The sequence below is a fragment of the Candidatus Pseudomonas phytovorans genome (assembly GCA_029202525.1).
Classification (GTDB): Bacteria; Pseudomonadota; Gammaproteobacteria; order Pseudomonadales; family Pseudomonadaceae; genus Aquipseudomonas; species Aquipseudomonas phytovorans.
The window spans coordinates 1555101-1567544 of sequence record CP119325.1; the positions used below are offsets into that span (position 1 = coordinate 1555101).

At 60.3% G+C, this 12444-nt stretch carries 13 protein-coding genes; 8 read left to right on the forward strand and 5 right to left on the reverse strand.

Features of this window, described 5'->3' with window-relative positions; all coding sequences use genetic code 11:
• Positions 1-10: 10 nt before the first annotated feature.
• The 3 genes from P0Y58_06865 to P0Y58_06875 are packed head-to-tail and all read left to right on the forward strand — an operon-like array spanning position 11 to position 3072.
• Positions 11-1189 (forward strand): amino acid ABC transporter permease, encoded by a 1179-nt coding sequence (locus tag P0Y58_06865; protein WEK31912.1) that lies wholly within the window; start codon positions 11-13, stop codon positions 1187-1189.
• Positions 1190-1199: 10 nt separating this feature from the next.
• Positions 1200-2297 carry an amino acid ABC transporter permease gene (locus P0Y58_06870; GenBank protein WEK31913.1) on the forward strand — a complete coding sequence of 366 codons (1098 nt, stop codon included), beginning with the start codon at positions 1200-1202 and terminating at the stop codon, positions 2295-2297.
• Between the two features lie 10 nt (positions 2298-2307).
• Positions 2308-3072: an amino acid ABC transporter ATP-binding protein gene (locus P0Y58_06875; GenBank protein ID WEK31914.1), complete on the forward strand. Its 765-nt coding sequence runs from the start codon at positions 2308-2310 to the stop codon at positions 3070-3072.
• A 129-nt stretch (positions 3073-3201) separates the two neighbouring features.
• On the opposite strand, the gene algW is transcribed toward P0Y58_06875, so the two are convergent.
• Positions 3202-4362 carry a Do family serine endopeptidase AlgW gene (gene algW, locus P0Y58_06880; GenBank protein WEK31915.1) on the reverse strand — a complete coding sequence of 387 codons (1161 nt, stop codon included), beginning with the start codon at positions 4360-4362 and terminating at the stop codon, positions 3202-3204.
• Positions 4363-4528: 166 nt separating this feature from the next.
• Here algW and P0Y58_06885 point away from each other — a divergent pair, with 166 nt between their 5' ends.
• The 4 genes from P0Y58_06885 (at position 4529) to P0Y58_06900 (ending at position 9228) form a co-directional block, all read left to right on the forward strand.
• Positions 4529-5287 carry a Nif3-like dinuclear metal center hexameric protein gene (locus P0Y58_06885; protein ID WEK31916.1) on the forward strand — a complete coding sequence of 253 codons (759 nt, stop codon included), beginning with the start codon at positions 4529-4531 and terminating at the stop codon, positions 5285-5287.
• A 247-nt stretch (positions 5288-5534) separates the two neighbouring features.
• Complete coding sequence (gene cysD, locus P0Y58_06890) at positions 5535-6452, forward strand: sulfate adenylyltransferase subunit CysD (protein WEK31917.1); 918 nt, start codon at positions 5535-5537, stop codon at positions 6450-6452.
• 15 nt (positions 6453-6467) lie between these two features.
• The gene (gene cysN, locus P0Y58_06895; GenBank protein WEK31918.1) at positions 6468-8369 is read left to right on the forward strand and encodes a sulfate adenylyltransferase subunit CysN; all 1902 of its coding nucleotides are present in this window, start codon (positions 6468-6470) and stop codon (positions 8367-8369) included.
• Between the two features lie 226 nt (positions 8370-8595).
• On the forward strand, positions 8596-9228 hold the full coding sequence (locus P0Y58_06900; protein WEK31919.1) for a hypothetical protein: 633 nt from the start codon (positions 8596-8598) through the stop codon (positions 9226-9228).
• A gap of 109 nt (positions 9229-9337) precedes the next feature.
• Here the strand turns inward: P0Y58_06900 and P0Y58_06905 are convergent, their stop codons facing one another.
• From P0Y58_06905 to P0Y58_06915, 3 genes are all read right to left on the reverse strand, one after another.
• Positions 9338-9619 carry a bacteriocin immunity protein gene (locus P0Y58_06905; GenBank protein WEK31920.1) on the reverse strand — a complete coding sequence of 94 codons (282 nt, stop codon included), beginning with the start codon at positions 9617-9619 and terminating at the stop codon, positions 9338-9340.
• Positions 9613-9933, reverse strand: a complete 321-nt coding sequence (locus P0Y58_06910) for an S-type pyocin (GenBank protein ID WEK31921.1) — start codon at positions 9931-9933, stop codon at positions 9613-9615. The genes P0Y58_06905 and P0Y58_06910 overlap by 7 nt, the downstream gene beginning before the upstream one ends.
• 114 nt (positions 9934-10047) lie before the next feature.
• Positions 10048-10527: an Lrp/AsnC family transcriptional regulator gene (locus tag P0Y58_06915; GenBank protein WEK31922.1), complete on the reverse strand. Its 480-nt coding sequence runs from the start codon at positions 10525-10527 to the stop codon at positions 10048-10050.
• 127 nt (positions 10528-10654) lie between these two features.
• Between P0Y58_06915 and P0Y58_06920 the strand changes: the two genes are divergently transcribed.
• On the forward strand, positions 10655-11851 hold the full coding sequence (locus tag P0Y58_06920) for a methionine gamma-lyase (GenBank protein WEK31923.1): 1197 nt from the start codon (positions 10655-10657) through the stop codon (positions 11849-11851).
• 101 nt (positions 11852-11952) lie between these two features.
• Here P0Y58_06920 and P0Y58_06925 read toward each other — a convergent pair whose 3' ends face one another.
• Entirely contained in the window at positions 11953-12387 is a 435-nt protein-coding gene (locus tag P0Y58_06925) for a DUF1043 family protein (GenBank protein WEK31924.1), read from the reverse strand.
• Positions 12388-12444 lie beyond the last annotated feature (57 nt).

The window sequence follows — 12444 nt, forward strand, 5'->3', positions numbered from 1 at the left end:
GGGGCACTTCATGCAAAATCAAATCGGCGCACCCAAGGGCTTGTCCCTTAACGATCCGCGTGTGCGCGCGTGGCTGTTCCAGGTCCTCACGATCGTCTTCGTGGTAGGCGTGGGCTGGTACCTGTTCCACAACACGCAAACCAACCTGCAGCACCGGGGTATCACTTCGGGCTTCGACTTCCTCGACCGCAGTGCCGGCTTCGGCATCGCCCAGCACCTGATCCCGTATGTAGAGTCAGACAGCTATGCGCGGGTGTTCGTCATCGGCCTGCTCAATACTCTGCTGGTCACCTTCATCGGCGTCATTCTGGCGACGATTCTGGGCTTCATCATTGGTGTGGCTCGCCTGTCACCGAACTGGATGATCAACAAACTGGCGACCGTGTATGTGGAAACCTTCCGCAACATTCCGCCGTTGCTGCAGATCCTGTTCTGGTACTTCGCCGTGTTCCTGACCCTGCCGGGGCCGCGGGGCAGCATCAACATCGACGATATGTTCTTCATCAGCAACCGTGGCCTGAACATGCCTGGCGCGTCCATGGCCGATGGTTTCTGGCCGTTCGTGGTTGCCTTGGCAGTGGCCATTGCCGCCATTGTCGTGATGGTGCGCTTTGCCAACAAGCGCTTCAACGAGACTGGCGTGCCGTTTCACAAGTTCTGGGTGGGGCTGGCGCTGTTAGTTGCCATCCCGGGCCTGAGCGTGCTGTTGTTCGGTAGCCCGGTGACATGGGAAGTGCCGCAGCTGAAGGGCTTCAACTTTGTCGGTGGCTGGGTGCTGATCCCCGAACTGCTGGCGTTGACCCTTGCGCTGACGATCTATACGGCAGCCTTCATCGCTGAAATCGTGCGCTCCGGCATTCGTTCGGTCAGCCATGGCCAAACCGAAGCTGCGCGCTCGCTGGGCCTGCGCGAGGGCCCGACCCTGCGCAAGGTGATCATCCCCCAGGCACTGCGGGTGATCATTCCGCCGCTGACCAGCCAGTACCTGAACCTGGCGAAGAACTCGTCGCTGGCGGCCGGTATCGGCTACCCGGAGATGGTCTCGCTGTTCGCCGGCACCGTGCTCAATCAGACCGGCCAGGCCATCGAGGTGATTGCGATCACCATGAGTGTCTATCTCGCCATCAGCATCAGCATTTCGCTGCTGATGAACTGGTACAACAAGCGCATTGCGCTGATCGAGCGGTGAGGATACGCCCGTGAATGCCCATGTTTTCAAACCCGATATGCCGCCACCGGTAAAAACCGTCGGCGTGCTCGCATGGATGCGTGCCAATCTGTTCTCCAGCTGGCTCAACACCTTGTTGACCCTTTTCGCCATCTACCTGGTTTGGCTGATCGTGCCACCGCTGCTGCAGTGGGCGTTGATCGATGCCAACTGGGTCGGCACCACCCGCGCCGACTGCACCAAAGAGGGCGCCTGCTGGGTGTTCGTGCAGCAGCGCTTTGGCCAGTTCATGTATGGCTACTACCCGGCCGAGCTGCGCTGGCGGGTAGACCTTACGGTATGGCTTGCGGTCATCGGTGCTGCGCCGCTGTTCATCAAGCGCTTCCCGCGCAAGGCCCTCTACGGCCTGGGCTTCCTGGTGCTGTACCCGGTGTTGGCCTACACCCTGCTGCATGGGGGATACCTGGGCCTGGAAAACGTCCAGACCAGCCAGTGGGGCGGGCTGATGCTGACCCTGGTGATCGCGACCGTGGGTATCGTCGGTGCCTTGCCGCTGGGCATCCTGCTGGCACTGGGCCGGCGCTCGAGGATGCCGGCCGTGAAGGTGGTGTGCGTGACCTTCATCGAGTTCTGGCGCGGCGTGCCATTGATCACCGTGCTGTTCATGTCCTCGGTGATGCTGCCGTTGTTCCTGCCCGAAGGCATGAGCTTCGACAAGCTGCTGCGGGCGATGATCGGCGTGATCCTGTTCCAGTCGGCGTACATCGCCGAGGTGGTGCGTGGCGGCCTGCAGGCCATTCCCAAGGGCCAGTACGAAGCCGCCGCGGCCATGGGCCTGGGCTACTGGCGCTCGATGGGCCTGGTGATTCTGCCGCAGGCGCTCAAGCTGGTGATCCCCGGCATCGTCAATACCTTCATTGCCCTGTTCAAGGACACCAGCCTGGTGATCATCATCGGCCTGTTCGACCTGCTGAACAGCGTCAAGCAAGCCGCCGCCGACCCGGCCTGGCTGGGCATGGCTACCGAGGGCTATGTATTCGCCGCTCTGGTGTTCTGGATTTTCTGTTTCGGTATGTCCCGCTACTCCATGCACCTGGAGCGCAAGCTGGACACTGGCCACAAGCGTTAGGAGTTTCGAAATGAGTGAAGCGATCAAGCAGCCTGCCGGCCCCGAAGGCATCATCCAGATGCAGGGTGTGAACAAGTGGTACGGCCAGTTTCATGTGCTCAAGGACATCAACCTGAACGTGCGTCAGGGTGAGCGTATCGTGTTGTGCGGGCCGTCCGGTTCGGGCAAGTCCACCACCATCCGTTGCCTCAATCGCCTCGAAGAGCACCAGCAGGGGCGTATCGTGGTCGATGGCGTGGAACTGACCAACGACCTCAAGCAGATCGAGGCCATCCGCCGTGAAGTGGGCATGGTGTTCCAGCACTTCAACCTGTTCCCGCACCTGAGCATTCTGGAAAACTGCACCCTGGCGCCGATGTGGGTGCGCAAGATGCCGCGGCGCAAGGCTGAGGAAATCGCCATGCACTACCTGGAGCGTGTGCGTATTCCCGAGCAGGCGCACAAGTATCCAGGGCAGTTGTCCGGTGGCCAGCAGCAGCGTGTGGCGATTGCCCGCGCACTCTGCATGAAGCCGAAGATCATGCTGTTCGACGAGCCGACCTCGGCGCTGGACCCGGAAATGGTCAAGGAAGTGCTCGATACCATGGTAGGCCTGGCCGAAGATGGCATGACCATGCTCTGCGTGACCCACGAAATGGGCTTTGCCCGCACCGTGGCGAACCGGGTGATCTTCATGGACAAGGGCGAGATTGTGGAACAGGCGGCGCCGGATGACTTCTTCGACCGGCCGCGCAGTGACCGGACCCGGTTGTTCTTGAGCCAGATCCTGCACTGATGCAGTTGGGGCTGCGCTGCAGCCCTTCGCGGGCTTGCCCGCTCCCACAGGAATAGCGCAGGTTCTGAAACCACCGTAGTACCTGTGGGAGCGGGCAAGCCCGCGCAGGGCCGCCACGCGGCCCCAGATTTACTTCTCTTCCGGGTTGGCCGCTGGCGCAGGCGGCGGCCGCAGCCCCACCTCGGCAATCAGCTTCAGCTGCTGCCCATTGCGCATCACCTCGATAGTGATCTTGTCGGTGGGCTTGATCCGCGCCACCTGGTTCATCGACTTGCGCCCGTCACCGGCCGGTTCACCGTTGATGCTCAGGATCACGTCACCCAGTTGCAACCCGGCCTTGGCTGCCGGCCCTTCGCGGAAGATACCTGCCACCACGATGCCCGGGCGGTCTTTCATGCCGAACGATTCGGCCAGCTCCTGGCTCAGCGGCTGCACTTCGATGCCCAGCCAGCCACGGATCACCTGGCCGTGCTCGACGATCGACTTCATCACCTCCAGTGCCAGTTTGACCGGGATGGCGAAGCCGATGCCCTGCGAACCGCCAGACTTGGAGAAGATGGCGGTATTGATGCCGACCAGGTTGCCATTTGCATCGACCAGCGCGCCGCCGGAGTTGCCCGGGTTGATCGCGGCATCGGTCTGGATGAAGTCTTCGTAGTTGTTCAGGCCCAACTGGTTGCGGCCGGTGGCACTGATGATGCCCATGGTCACGGTCTGGCCGACGCCGAACGGGTTGCCGATGGCCAGCGACACATCGCCGATGTGGATGGTGTCGGAGCGGCCGATGGTGATCGCCGGCAGGTTCTTCAGGTCGATTTTCAGCACCGCCAGGTCGGTTTCCGGGTCGCTGCCGATCACTCGGGCCAAGGTTTCACGGCCATCTTTCAGGGCCACGACGATCTGGTCGGCACCGCTGGTGACATGGTTGTTGGTCAGCAGATAGCCTTCGGGGCTCATGATTACCGCCGAGCCCAGGCTCGACTCCCAACGGCGCTGCTTGGGCAGGTTGTCGCCGAAGAAGCGGCGGAACTGCGGGTCTTCGAACAGCGGGTGGGCGCTCTTGTTCACCACCTTGGTGGTGTACAGGTTGACCACTGCAGGTGCAGCCAGCGTCACGGCGTCGGCGTACGACACCGGGCCTTGCATGATCCGTGTGGTCTGCGGTGCCTGTTGAAGGTTGACGTCCTGGCTGGGCAGGCCGACCCATTCCGGGTAGCGCTGGATAATCAGTATGGCGATCAGTACGCCGGTAAGCAGGGGCCAGCCAAAGTAACGCAACGCCTTGAACATGAACGAATCCTGGAAAGAGCGAGGGCCGGTGGCCGCGCGGTGGGGCATGAGCGCGTGATCATGCACCGGTTCCCCCAGTGCCGGCGACGGCCCATAATGGCCGGCATTATACGGGCGTTCCATTGGCGTTGTGCCCGAGAAAAGCGCAGTTTTCGAGGAGATTTTCATGGCCGTCGCTCTAAATACCCTGGTCGAGGAAGCCGAGCGTTACCTGGGCAGCGCGAAGATCCAGGATTATTGCCCCAATGGCCTGCAAGTGGAGGGCCGGCCGCAGGTCAGCCGTATCGTCAGTGGCGTTACCGCCAGCCAGGCCCTGTTGGATGCTGCTGTCGAGGCCCAGGCCGACCTGGTGCTGGTGCACCATGGCTACTTCTGGAAAGGCGAGAACCCTTGCATTACCGGTATTCGCCAGCGTCGGCTGAAGACTTTGCTGAACAACGATATCAGCCTGCTGGCGTTTCACCTGCCGCTGGATGTGCACCCGGAGGTGGGCAACAACGTGCAGCTGGCGCGGCAACTGGACATCACTGTCGAAGGGCCGCTGGACCCGGAGAACCCCAAGGTGGTCGGGCTGGTCGGTTCGCTGGTGGAGCCTGTGACCGCGCGTGATTTTGCCCGGCGCGTGCAGGAAGTGCTGGGGCGTGAGCCGTTGCTGGTGGAAGGGGACGAGATGATCCGCCGCGTTGGCTGGTGCACAGGTGGCGGGCAGGGTTACATCGACACCGCTATTGCGGCCGGAGTGGACCTGTACCTGACCGGCGAGGCGTCTGAGCAGACCTACCACAGTGCGCGCGAGAATGGCGTCAGCTTCATTGCGGCCGGGCACCATGCTACCGAGCGTTACGGGGTGCAGGCACTGGGTGATTACCTGGCGCGGCGCTTTGCCGTGGAGCACCTGTTCATCGATTGCCCGAACCCGATCTGATATCGGCGTTGCCTTCTTCGCGGGTAAACCCGCTCCCACAGTTACTGCACTGCATCAGGCTTGGCGCGATCCCTGTGGGAGCGGGTTTACCCGCGAAGAGGTCGCCCCTGCCAAGCCAAACCCGCAGTCATATCGTTAGACCTTTTCGATCTAGCCCGCCTCCTAAATAGAAGCGACCGCTGTGATAAAGTGGCTCGCTCGAACACGGCCCGCAGGCCGTCCATAAGATCGTTTTTCGTGAGTAGCCATGGTCGACAAACTGACGCACTTGAAACAGCTGGAGGCGGAAAGCATCCACATTATCCGCGAGGTGGCCGCCGAGTTCGACAACCCGGTGATGCTGTACTCGATCGGCAAGGATTCCGCCGTGATGCTGCACCTGGCGCGCAAGGCCTTCTTCCCGGGCAAGCTGCCGTTCCCGGTGATGCACGTCGACACCCAGTGGAAATTCCAGGAGATGTACAGCTTCCGCGACAAGATGGTCGAGGAAATGGGCCTGGAACTGATCACCCACGTCAACCCAGAGGGTGTGGCGCAGGGCATCAACCCGTTCACCCATGGCAGCTCCAAGCACACCGACATCATGAAGACCCAGGGCCTGAAACAGGCACTGGACAAGCATGGTTTCGACGCCGCCTTCGGTGGCGCGCGCCGTGACGAAGAGAAGTCGCGGGCCAAGGAACGTGTGTACTCGTTCCGCGACAGCAAGCACCGCTGGGACCCGAAAAACCAGCGCCCCGAGCTGTGGAACGTGTACAACGGCAAGGTCAACAAGGGCGAGTCGATCCGCGTTTTCCCGCTGTCGAACTGGACCGAGTTGGACATCTGGCAGTACATCTACCTTGAAGGCATCCCGATTGTGCCGCTGTACTTCGCCGCCGAGCGTGAAGTCATCGAGAAGAATGGCACCCTGATCATGATCGACGACGAGCGCATCCTCGAGCACCTCTCCGAGGAAGAGAAAGCCCGCATCGTCAAGAAGAAGGTGCGTTTCCGTACCCTCGGCTGCTACCCGCTCACGGGCGCTGTCGAGTCTGAAGCCGAGACCCTGACGGACATCATTCAGGAAATGCTCCTGACCCGAACGTCCGAACGCCAGGGCCGTGTCATCGACCACGATGGCGCCGGTTCCATGGAAGACAAGAAACGCCAAGGCTACTTCTAATTTCAGGGTTACTCCATGTCGCACCAATCTGATCTGATCAGCGAGGACATCCTCGCCTACCTGGCCCAGCACGAGCGCAAGGAACTGCTGCGCTTTCTGACCTGCGGCAACGTTGACGACGGCAAGAGCACCCTGATCGGGCGCCTGCTGCACGACTCCAAGATGATCTACGAGGACCACCTCGAAGCCATCACCCGTGATTCGAAGAAAGTCGGCACCACCGGCGAAGAAATCGACCTGGCGTTGCTGGTAGACGGCCTGCAGGCCGAGCGCGAGCAAGGCATCACCATTGATGTTGCCTACCGCTACTTCTCCACCGCCAAGCGCAAGTTCATCATCGCCGACACCCCGGGCCACGAGCAGTACACCCGTAACATGGCCACCGGTGCGTCCACCTGTGACCTGGCGATCATCCTGGTCGATGCCCGCTACGGTGTGCAGACCCAGACTCGCCGCCATAGCTACATTGCCTCGCTGCTGGGTATCAAGCACATCGTGGTCGCGGTCAACAAGATGGACCTGAAGGGCTTCGATGAAGGCGTCTTCGAGTCGATCAAGGCCGACTACCTGCAGTTCGCCGAAGCCATCAACCTGAACCCGAGCAGCCTGCACTTCGTGCCGATGTCGGCGCTCAAGGGTGACAACGTGGTCAACCACAGCGAGCAGTCGCCGTGGTACACCGGCCCGACGCTGATGGAAATCCTCGAAACCGTCGAGGTTGCGGCCGACCGCAATTTCACCGACCTGCGTTTCCCGGTGCAGTACGTCAACCGCCCGAACCTGAACTTCCGCGGCTTTGCCGGCACCCTCGCCAGCGGCGTGGTGCACAAGGGCGACGAAATCGTCGTGCTGCCGTCGGGCAAGAGCAGCCGCGTCAAGTCGATCGTCACCTACGAAGGTGAGTTGGAAAACGCCGGCCCAGGCCAGGCCGTGACCCTGACCATGGAAGACGAGATCGACATCTCCCGTGGCGACCTGCTGGTACATGCCGACAACGTGCCGCCAGTGACCGACCAGTTCGACGCCATGCTGGTATGGATGGCCGAAGAGCCGATGCTGCCAGGCAAGAAGTACGACATCAAACGCGCCACCAGCTACGTGCCGGGCTCGATTGCCAGCATCACCCACAAGGTTGATGTGAACACCCTCGAGAAGGACGCTGCCAGCGCCTTGCAGTTGAACGAGATTGGCCGCGTCAAGGTATCCCTGGACAGCGCCATTGCCCTGGACGGTTACGACAGCAACCGCACCACCGGTGCGTTCATCGTCATCGACCGCCTGACCAACGGCACCGTCGGCGCCGGCATGATCATCGCCCAGCCAGTCCTGCCGCACGGCAGCACCGGCCAGCATGGCAAGCAGGCCCACGTGTCCACCGAAGAGCGCGCCCTGCGCTTCGGTCAGCAGCCAGCCACCGTGCTGTTCAGCGGCCTGTCCGGCGCTGGCAAGAGCACCCTGGCCTACGCCGTGGAGCGCAAGCTGTTCGACATGGGCCGTGCAGTGTACGTGCTCGATGGCCAGAACCTGCGCCACGACCTGAACAAGGGCCTGCCGCAAGACCGCGCCGGCCGCACCGAGAACTGGCGCCGCGCCGCCCATGTGGCGCGCCAGTTCAACGAAGCCGGCATGCTGACCCTGGCCGCGTTCGTGGCCCCGGATGCCGAAGGCCGCGAACAGGCCAAGGCGCTCATCGGCAAAGAGCGCCTGGTGACCGTTTACGTCCAGGCCTCGCCGCTGGCCTGCCGTGAGCGTGACCCGCAAGGCCTGTACGCTGCAGGTGGCGACAACATCCCGGGCGAAAGCTTCCCGTTCGATGTGCCGCTGGATGCAGACTTGGTGATCGACACCCAGTCCACCCGTGTGGACGAAGGTGTGAAGCTGGTGCTGGATGTGCTGCGTCAGCGTGGTGCGATCTAAGCGCTGGGCTGCCTGTAAGAAAAACCCCGCTTCGGCGGGGTTTTTTATTTGTGTTTTCCACAGGCTGACGCGATCCGTGTAGGAGCGGCCTTGTGTCGCGATGGGCTGCGCAGCAGCCCCGAGTCAGTTGAGGTATTTTACAAATTGACTTGTTGACAAGTTGACGATGAAAAATCGAGACCCTATCTTATTTACCAAGAGCATCTAAAGTACTAAAGGATTCCCCATGGCCACTGCTACTCGCGAAGCGCTCCACCCGGCATTCGCCTGCATCGAAGCTGCCAAAGCTGCCCTGCGGCAGCGTTTCGAGGAGCACCTTGCACGTGCATCTGAAACGGTGTTGCTGGAAGCGGTGGCCCAGGCTGACGAAAAAGCGTTTGTTGCGCTAGCCAAAGTCGATGTTGAAACGAAGCGCAGTGTTGCAACCCGCGACCAGGAAGCCATCGCCAGGATGAAGGCGCGCGCATTCGACCGTGTCGCCAGCCGTTGCGAGTTGCTGGATGCCAAGGCAGTCAGTGAAATACTGGGTATCAGCAAACAAGCGCTGAGTCAGAAGACAAAGGCAGGAAAGCTGCTCGCTTACACCAATACTGGCAATCGCAGAAAATTCTATCCGTCGTTTCAGTTTGAGGAAAACCGGCCGAGAGTAGTTGTTGAGGCGCTGATTACGTCGCTCGATGTAAATCCTGCGGACATCGAGGGCATGAATTGTCTGGTTCAGCATTTGGTCGGTAGGATGGACTTCTCCGATCCTGGAGAGCCGGACAACGAGTTGCCGCGTTTCGAATTGCTGGATGACAGTGCAGCCTTGGAAATCATCCAGCGTGACTTCAAGAATGCTTTTGTAGCAGGGCAGTAATACCTGGCTTACCCAGGAGATTCGGCTTGTGCCTCTACTCCAGTGTTACACCCAGGGTATCTAGAAATTCTATTACCGTTTCTCCGTTCGCAGTGCTTCCTGCACCTGATCAGCTATTTGGCTCACATTTCTGATCCCTGAACAGTGGTAGCCCCTTCGACTTTCTCCACTTAACGATGAGTGCCATTACTGTTTCGGCATTGCCATCCTCTTCGTTGCCTGGGTAGTAGATCAGGTCCGAGCCGGCGGGATGTGCTACCAACTCGATAAACAGCTCCAGTAGCCGGTCCTGCGAGGCTGGAGAACCCTCCGCCTGTATCAACGCTTCAACAATCGACTGAAATTCAGCGTGTGTATAGTCCGCAAGGCAGTGCTTCCCGCTGGTCACCATGGCGCCTCCGAGGACAGTGCATACTGCATGGTGCTCATGATTCGTAGGTTCGCGGCGTCGTTCATCAACCCACCCCATTCGGGCAGGTGCAGGTGGATAATCTGGTAGGAGCGCAAGCCTTTCGCGGTGTCACAAAAGGGCGCACGGGGTGGCCAGCCGTTCTTGAGGCGGTTGAGCTGTGCGGGGATGAATTGCTGGCTGGAAATCGGGTCATCTGCAATTGCTAGCCAGAAGGAACGGTAGAACTGGTCGAAACTGTCGAATGTTCGACCTGCGAGTTTTTGGATAATGAACTCTGGAAGAAAGCTGGCCATGGAGTAGTCCCTTGGGTGAAAGGCTTGGGAAGTGTGCCCAGGGATACGCTTTCTGTATGTCAGAGGCGGGCTGTCTGTCAGTAGGAACGTTCCTACTGATTGGAACGATGTGTCTTAGATGTGTTTTTCCGACACAGGTATTACCCGTTTCTCCTTCACCGCCTTGTACGAAAAACTCGAATAGATCTCCTTCACCCCCGGCAACCGTTGCAGCACTTCCCGGGTAAATTCGCCAAACGATTCCAGATCCCGCGCCAGAATCTCCAGTAGAAAGTCATAACGCCCGGAGATGTTGTGACAGGCGACAATCTCGGGAATTTCCATCAGCCGCTGCTCGAAGGCCAAGGCCATGTCCTTGGTGTGCGAGTCCATCATGATGCTGACGAACGCGGTCACGCCAAAACCCAGCGACTTGGGCGAGAGGATGGCCTGATAGCCGGTGATGTAGCCGTTGTCTTCCAGCAGTTTGACCCGTCGCCAACAGGGCGAGGTGGTCAGTGCCACCTGGTCGGCGAGTTCGGCGACGGTGAGGCGGGCGTTGTCCTGCAGGGCGGCGAGCAGGGCGCGGTCGGTGCGGTCGAGGCTTGAAGGCATATTTTGCCCTCCTGATTCGTTAATTATTGTTTTTGTTCCAGCAACCACGCAGATACGTGGGCTATTTTGGAAAAAATCGGGCGGCTCGGTGGCATAAGCTTATAACAAACCACAAGAGGCTGTTGCCATGCGCGACTCCCATAACAACACCGGTTTTTCCACACGGGCCATTCACCATGGCTACGACCCGCTTTCGCATGGTGGGGCCCTGGTGCCGCCGGTGTACCAGACCGCTACCTACGCCTTTCCTACCGTTGAATACGGCGCTGCGTGTTTCGCCGGTGAAGAGGCGGGGCACTTCTACAGCCGCATTTCCAACCCCACCCTGGCCTTGCTGGAGCAACGCATGGCCTCGCTTGAGGGTGGTGAAGCGGGATTGGCGCTGGCGTCGGGGATGGGGGCAATAACCTCGACTATCTGGACGCTGCTGCGGCCGGGTGATGAGTTGATCGTCGGGCGTACCTTGTATGGCTGCACTTTCGCGTTTCTGCATCATGGCATTGGCGAGTTCGGGGTCAAGATTCACCATGTAGACCTCAACGATGCCGAGGCCATTAAAGCGGCGATCAACAGTAAAACGCGGATGATCTACTTCGAAACACCGGCCAACCCCAACATGCAACTGGTGGACATAGCGGCGGTCGTCGAAGGCGTGAGAGGGCATGATGTGCTTGTGGTGGTCGACAACACCTACTGCACGCCGTACCTGCAGCGGCCACTGGAACTTGGGGCAGATCTGGTGGTGCATTCGGCGACCAAGTACCTCAGCGGCCATGGCGATATCACTGCCGGACTGGTGGTGGGCCGCAAGGCGTTGATTGATCGTATTCGTCTTGAAGGGTTGAAGGATATGACCGGGGCGGTGCTGTCCCCGCATGACGCTGCGTTATTGATGCGCGGTATCAAGACCCTGGCATTGCGCATGGATCGCCACTGCTCGAATGCACAGCGGGTGGCGGAGTTTCTGGCCCGTCAGCCGCAGGTTGAGCTGATTCATTATCCGGGGTTGCCATCGTTCGCCCAGTACGCGCTGGCGCAGCGGCAGATGCGGTTGCCGGGCGGGATGATTGCCTTTGAGCTGAAGGGTGGCATTGAGGCCGGGCGGCGCTTCATGAATGCCCTGCAGCTGTTTGCACGGGCGGTGAGCCTGGGGGATGCCGAGTCGCTGGCGCAGCATCCGGCGAGCATGACCCACTCCAGCTACACGCCCCAGGAGCGGGCGCATCACGGGATCTCGGAGGGGCTGGTGAGGTTGTCTGTGGGGCTGGAGGATGTGGAAGATCTGCTTGAGGATGTCGAGCAGGCATTGCAGGCGTGTAAATAGGCAGCCTGTACCGGCCTCTTCGCGGGCGTGCCCGCGAAGAGGCCGGTAAATCCAGCGCACAAAAAAAGGCCTCTCGCGAGGCCTTCTTCATGTGTGGCAGATTAGCGCTTGAGGCCGTAGCTCTCGTCGAGCATGCCCGGCGAGTTGGGTGCTTTCGGCGCGTAATCGCGCGGCACTTCGGCGGTGTCTTTCGGCGGGGTCAGGCGGTCACGCGGGCCTTGCGCTTCGGAATGCAGCGCAGCCAGCAGGCGCTGGCGGGTGACGTCATCGAGGGCCAGGCTGTTGGCGCCTTCGGCCAGGTGATCCTGTACGTCCTGATAGCTCTGGGTCAGTTTCTTGACCAGCATGGCGGTGCTGTTGAAGTGGGTGACCACTTCGTTCTGGTAGCTGTCGAAGCGCTTCTGCATTTCATCCAGCTGACGCTGGGTGCTGCTTGGCGCCGCATTGGGCAGCAGGCGGGCCACGACGAAACCAACGACCACACCAATGACCAGGGCCAAGGTCGGCAACAACCAAACAAGGAGCGAGAGTTCCACGAGTCCTTCCTCTATAAACGGCTTTGCTTTACGTTAACGGCTCAGACCTGCGCTGTA

Bases quoted from the DNA above. Each gene is read 5' to 3' on its own strand.
- P0Y58_06920 (WEK31923.1), top strand. From the start codon at position 10,655: ATGCGCGACTCCCATAACAACACCGGTTTTTCCACACGGGCCATTCAC.
- cysD (WEK31917.1), top strand. From the start codon at position 5,535: ATGGTCGACAAACTGACGCACTTGAAACAGCTGGAGGCGGAAAGCATC.
- P0Y58_06875 (WEK31914.1), top strand. From the start codon at position 2,308: ATGAGTGAAGCGATCAAGCAGCCTGCCGGCCCCGAAGGCATCATCCAG.
- P0Y58_06915 (WEK31922.1), bottom strand. From the start codon at position 10,527: ATGCCTTCAAGCCTCGACCGCACCGACCGCGCCCTGCTCGCCGCCCTG.
- algW (WEK31915.1), bottom strand. From the start codon at position 4,362: ATGTTCAAGGCGTTGCGTTACTTTGGCTGGCCCCTGCTTACCGGCGTA.
- P0Y58_06900 (WEK31919.1), top strand. From the start codon at position 8,596: ATGGCCACTGCTACTCGCGAAGCGCTCCACCCGGCATTCGCCTGCATC.
- P0Y58_06905 (WEK31920.1), bottom strand. From the start codon at position 9,619: ATGGTGACCAGCGGGAAGCACTGCCTTGCGGACTATACACACGCTGAA.
- P0Y58_06865 (WEK31912.1), top strand. From the start codon at position 11: ATGCAAAATCAAATCGGCGCACCCAAGGGCTTGTCCCTTAACGATCCG.
- cysN (WEK31918.1), top strand. From the start codon at position 6,468: ATGTCGCACCAATCTGATCTGATCAGCGAGGACATCCTCGCCTACCTG.
- P0Y58_06910 (WEK31921.1), bottom strand. From the start codon at position 9,933: ATGGCCAGCTTTCTTCCAGAGTTCATTATCCAAAAACTCGCAGGTCGA.
- P0Y58_06885 (WEK31916.1), top strand. From the start codon at position 4,529: ATGGCCGTCGCTCTAAATACCCTGGTCGAGGAAGCCGAGCGTTACCTG.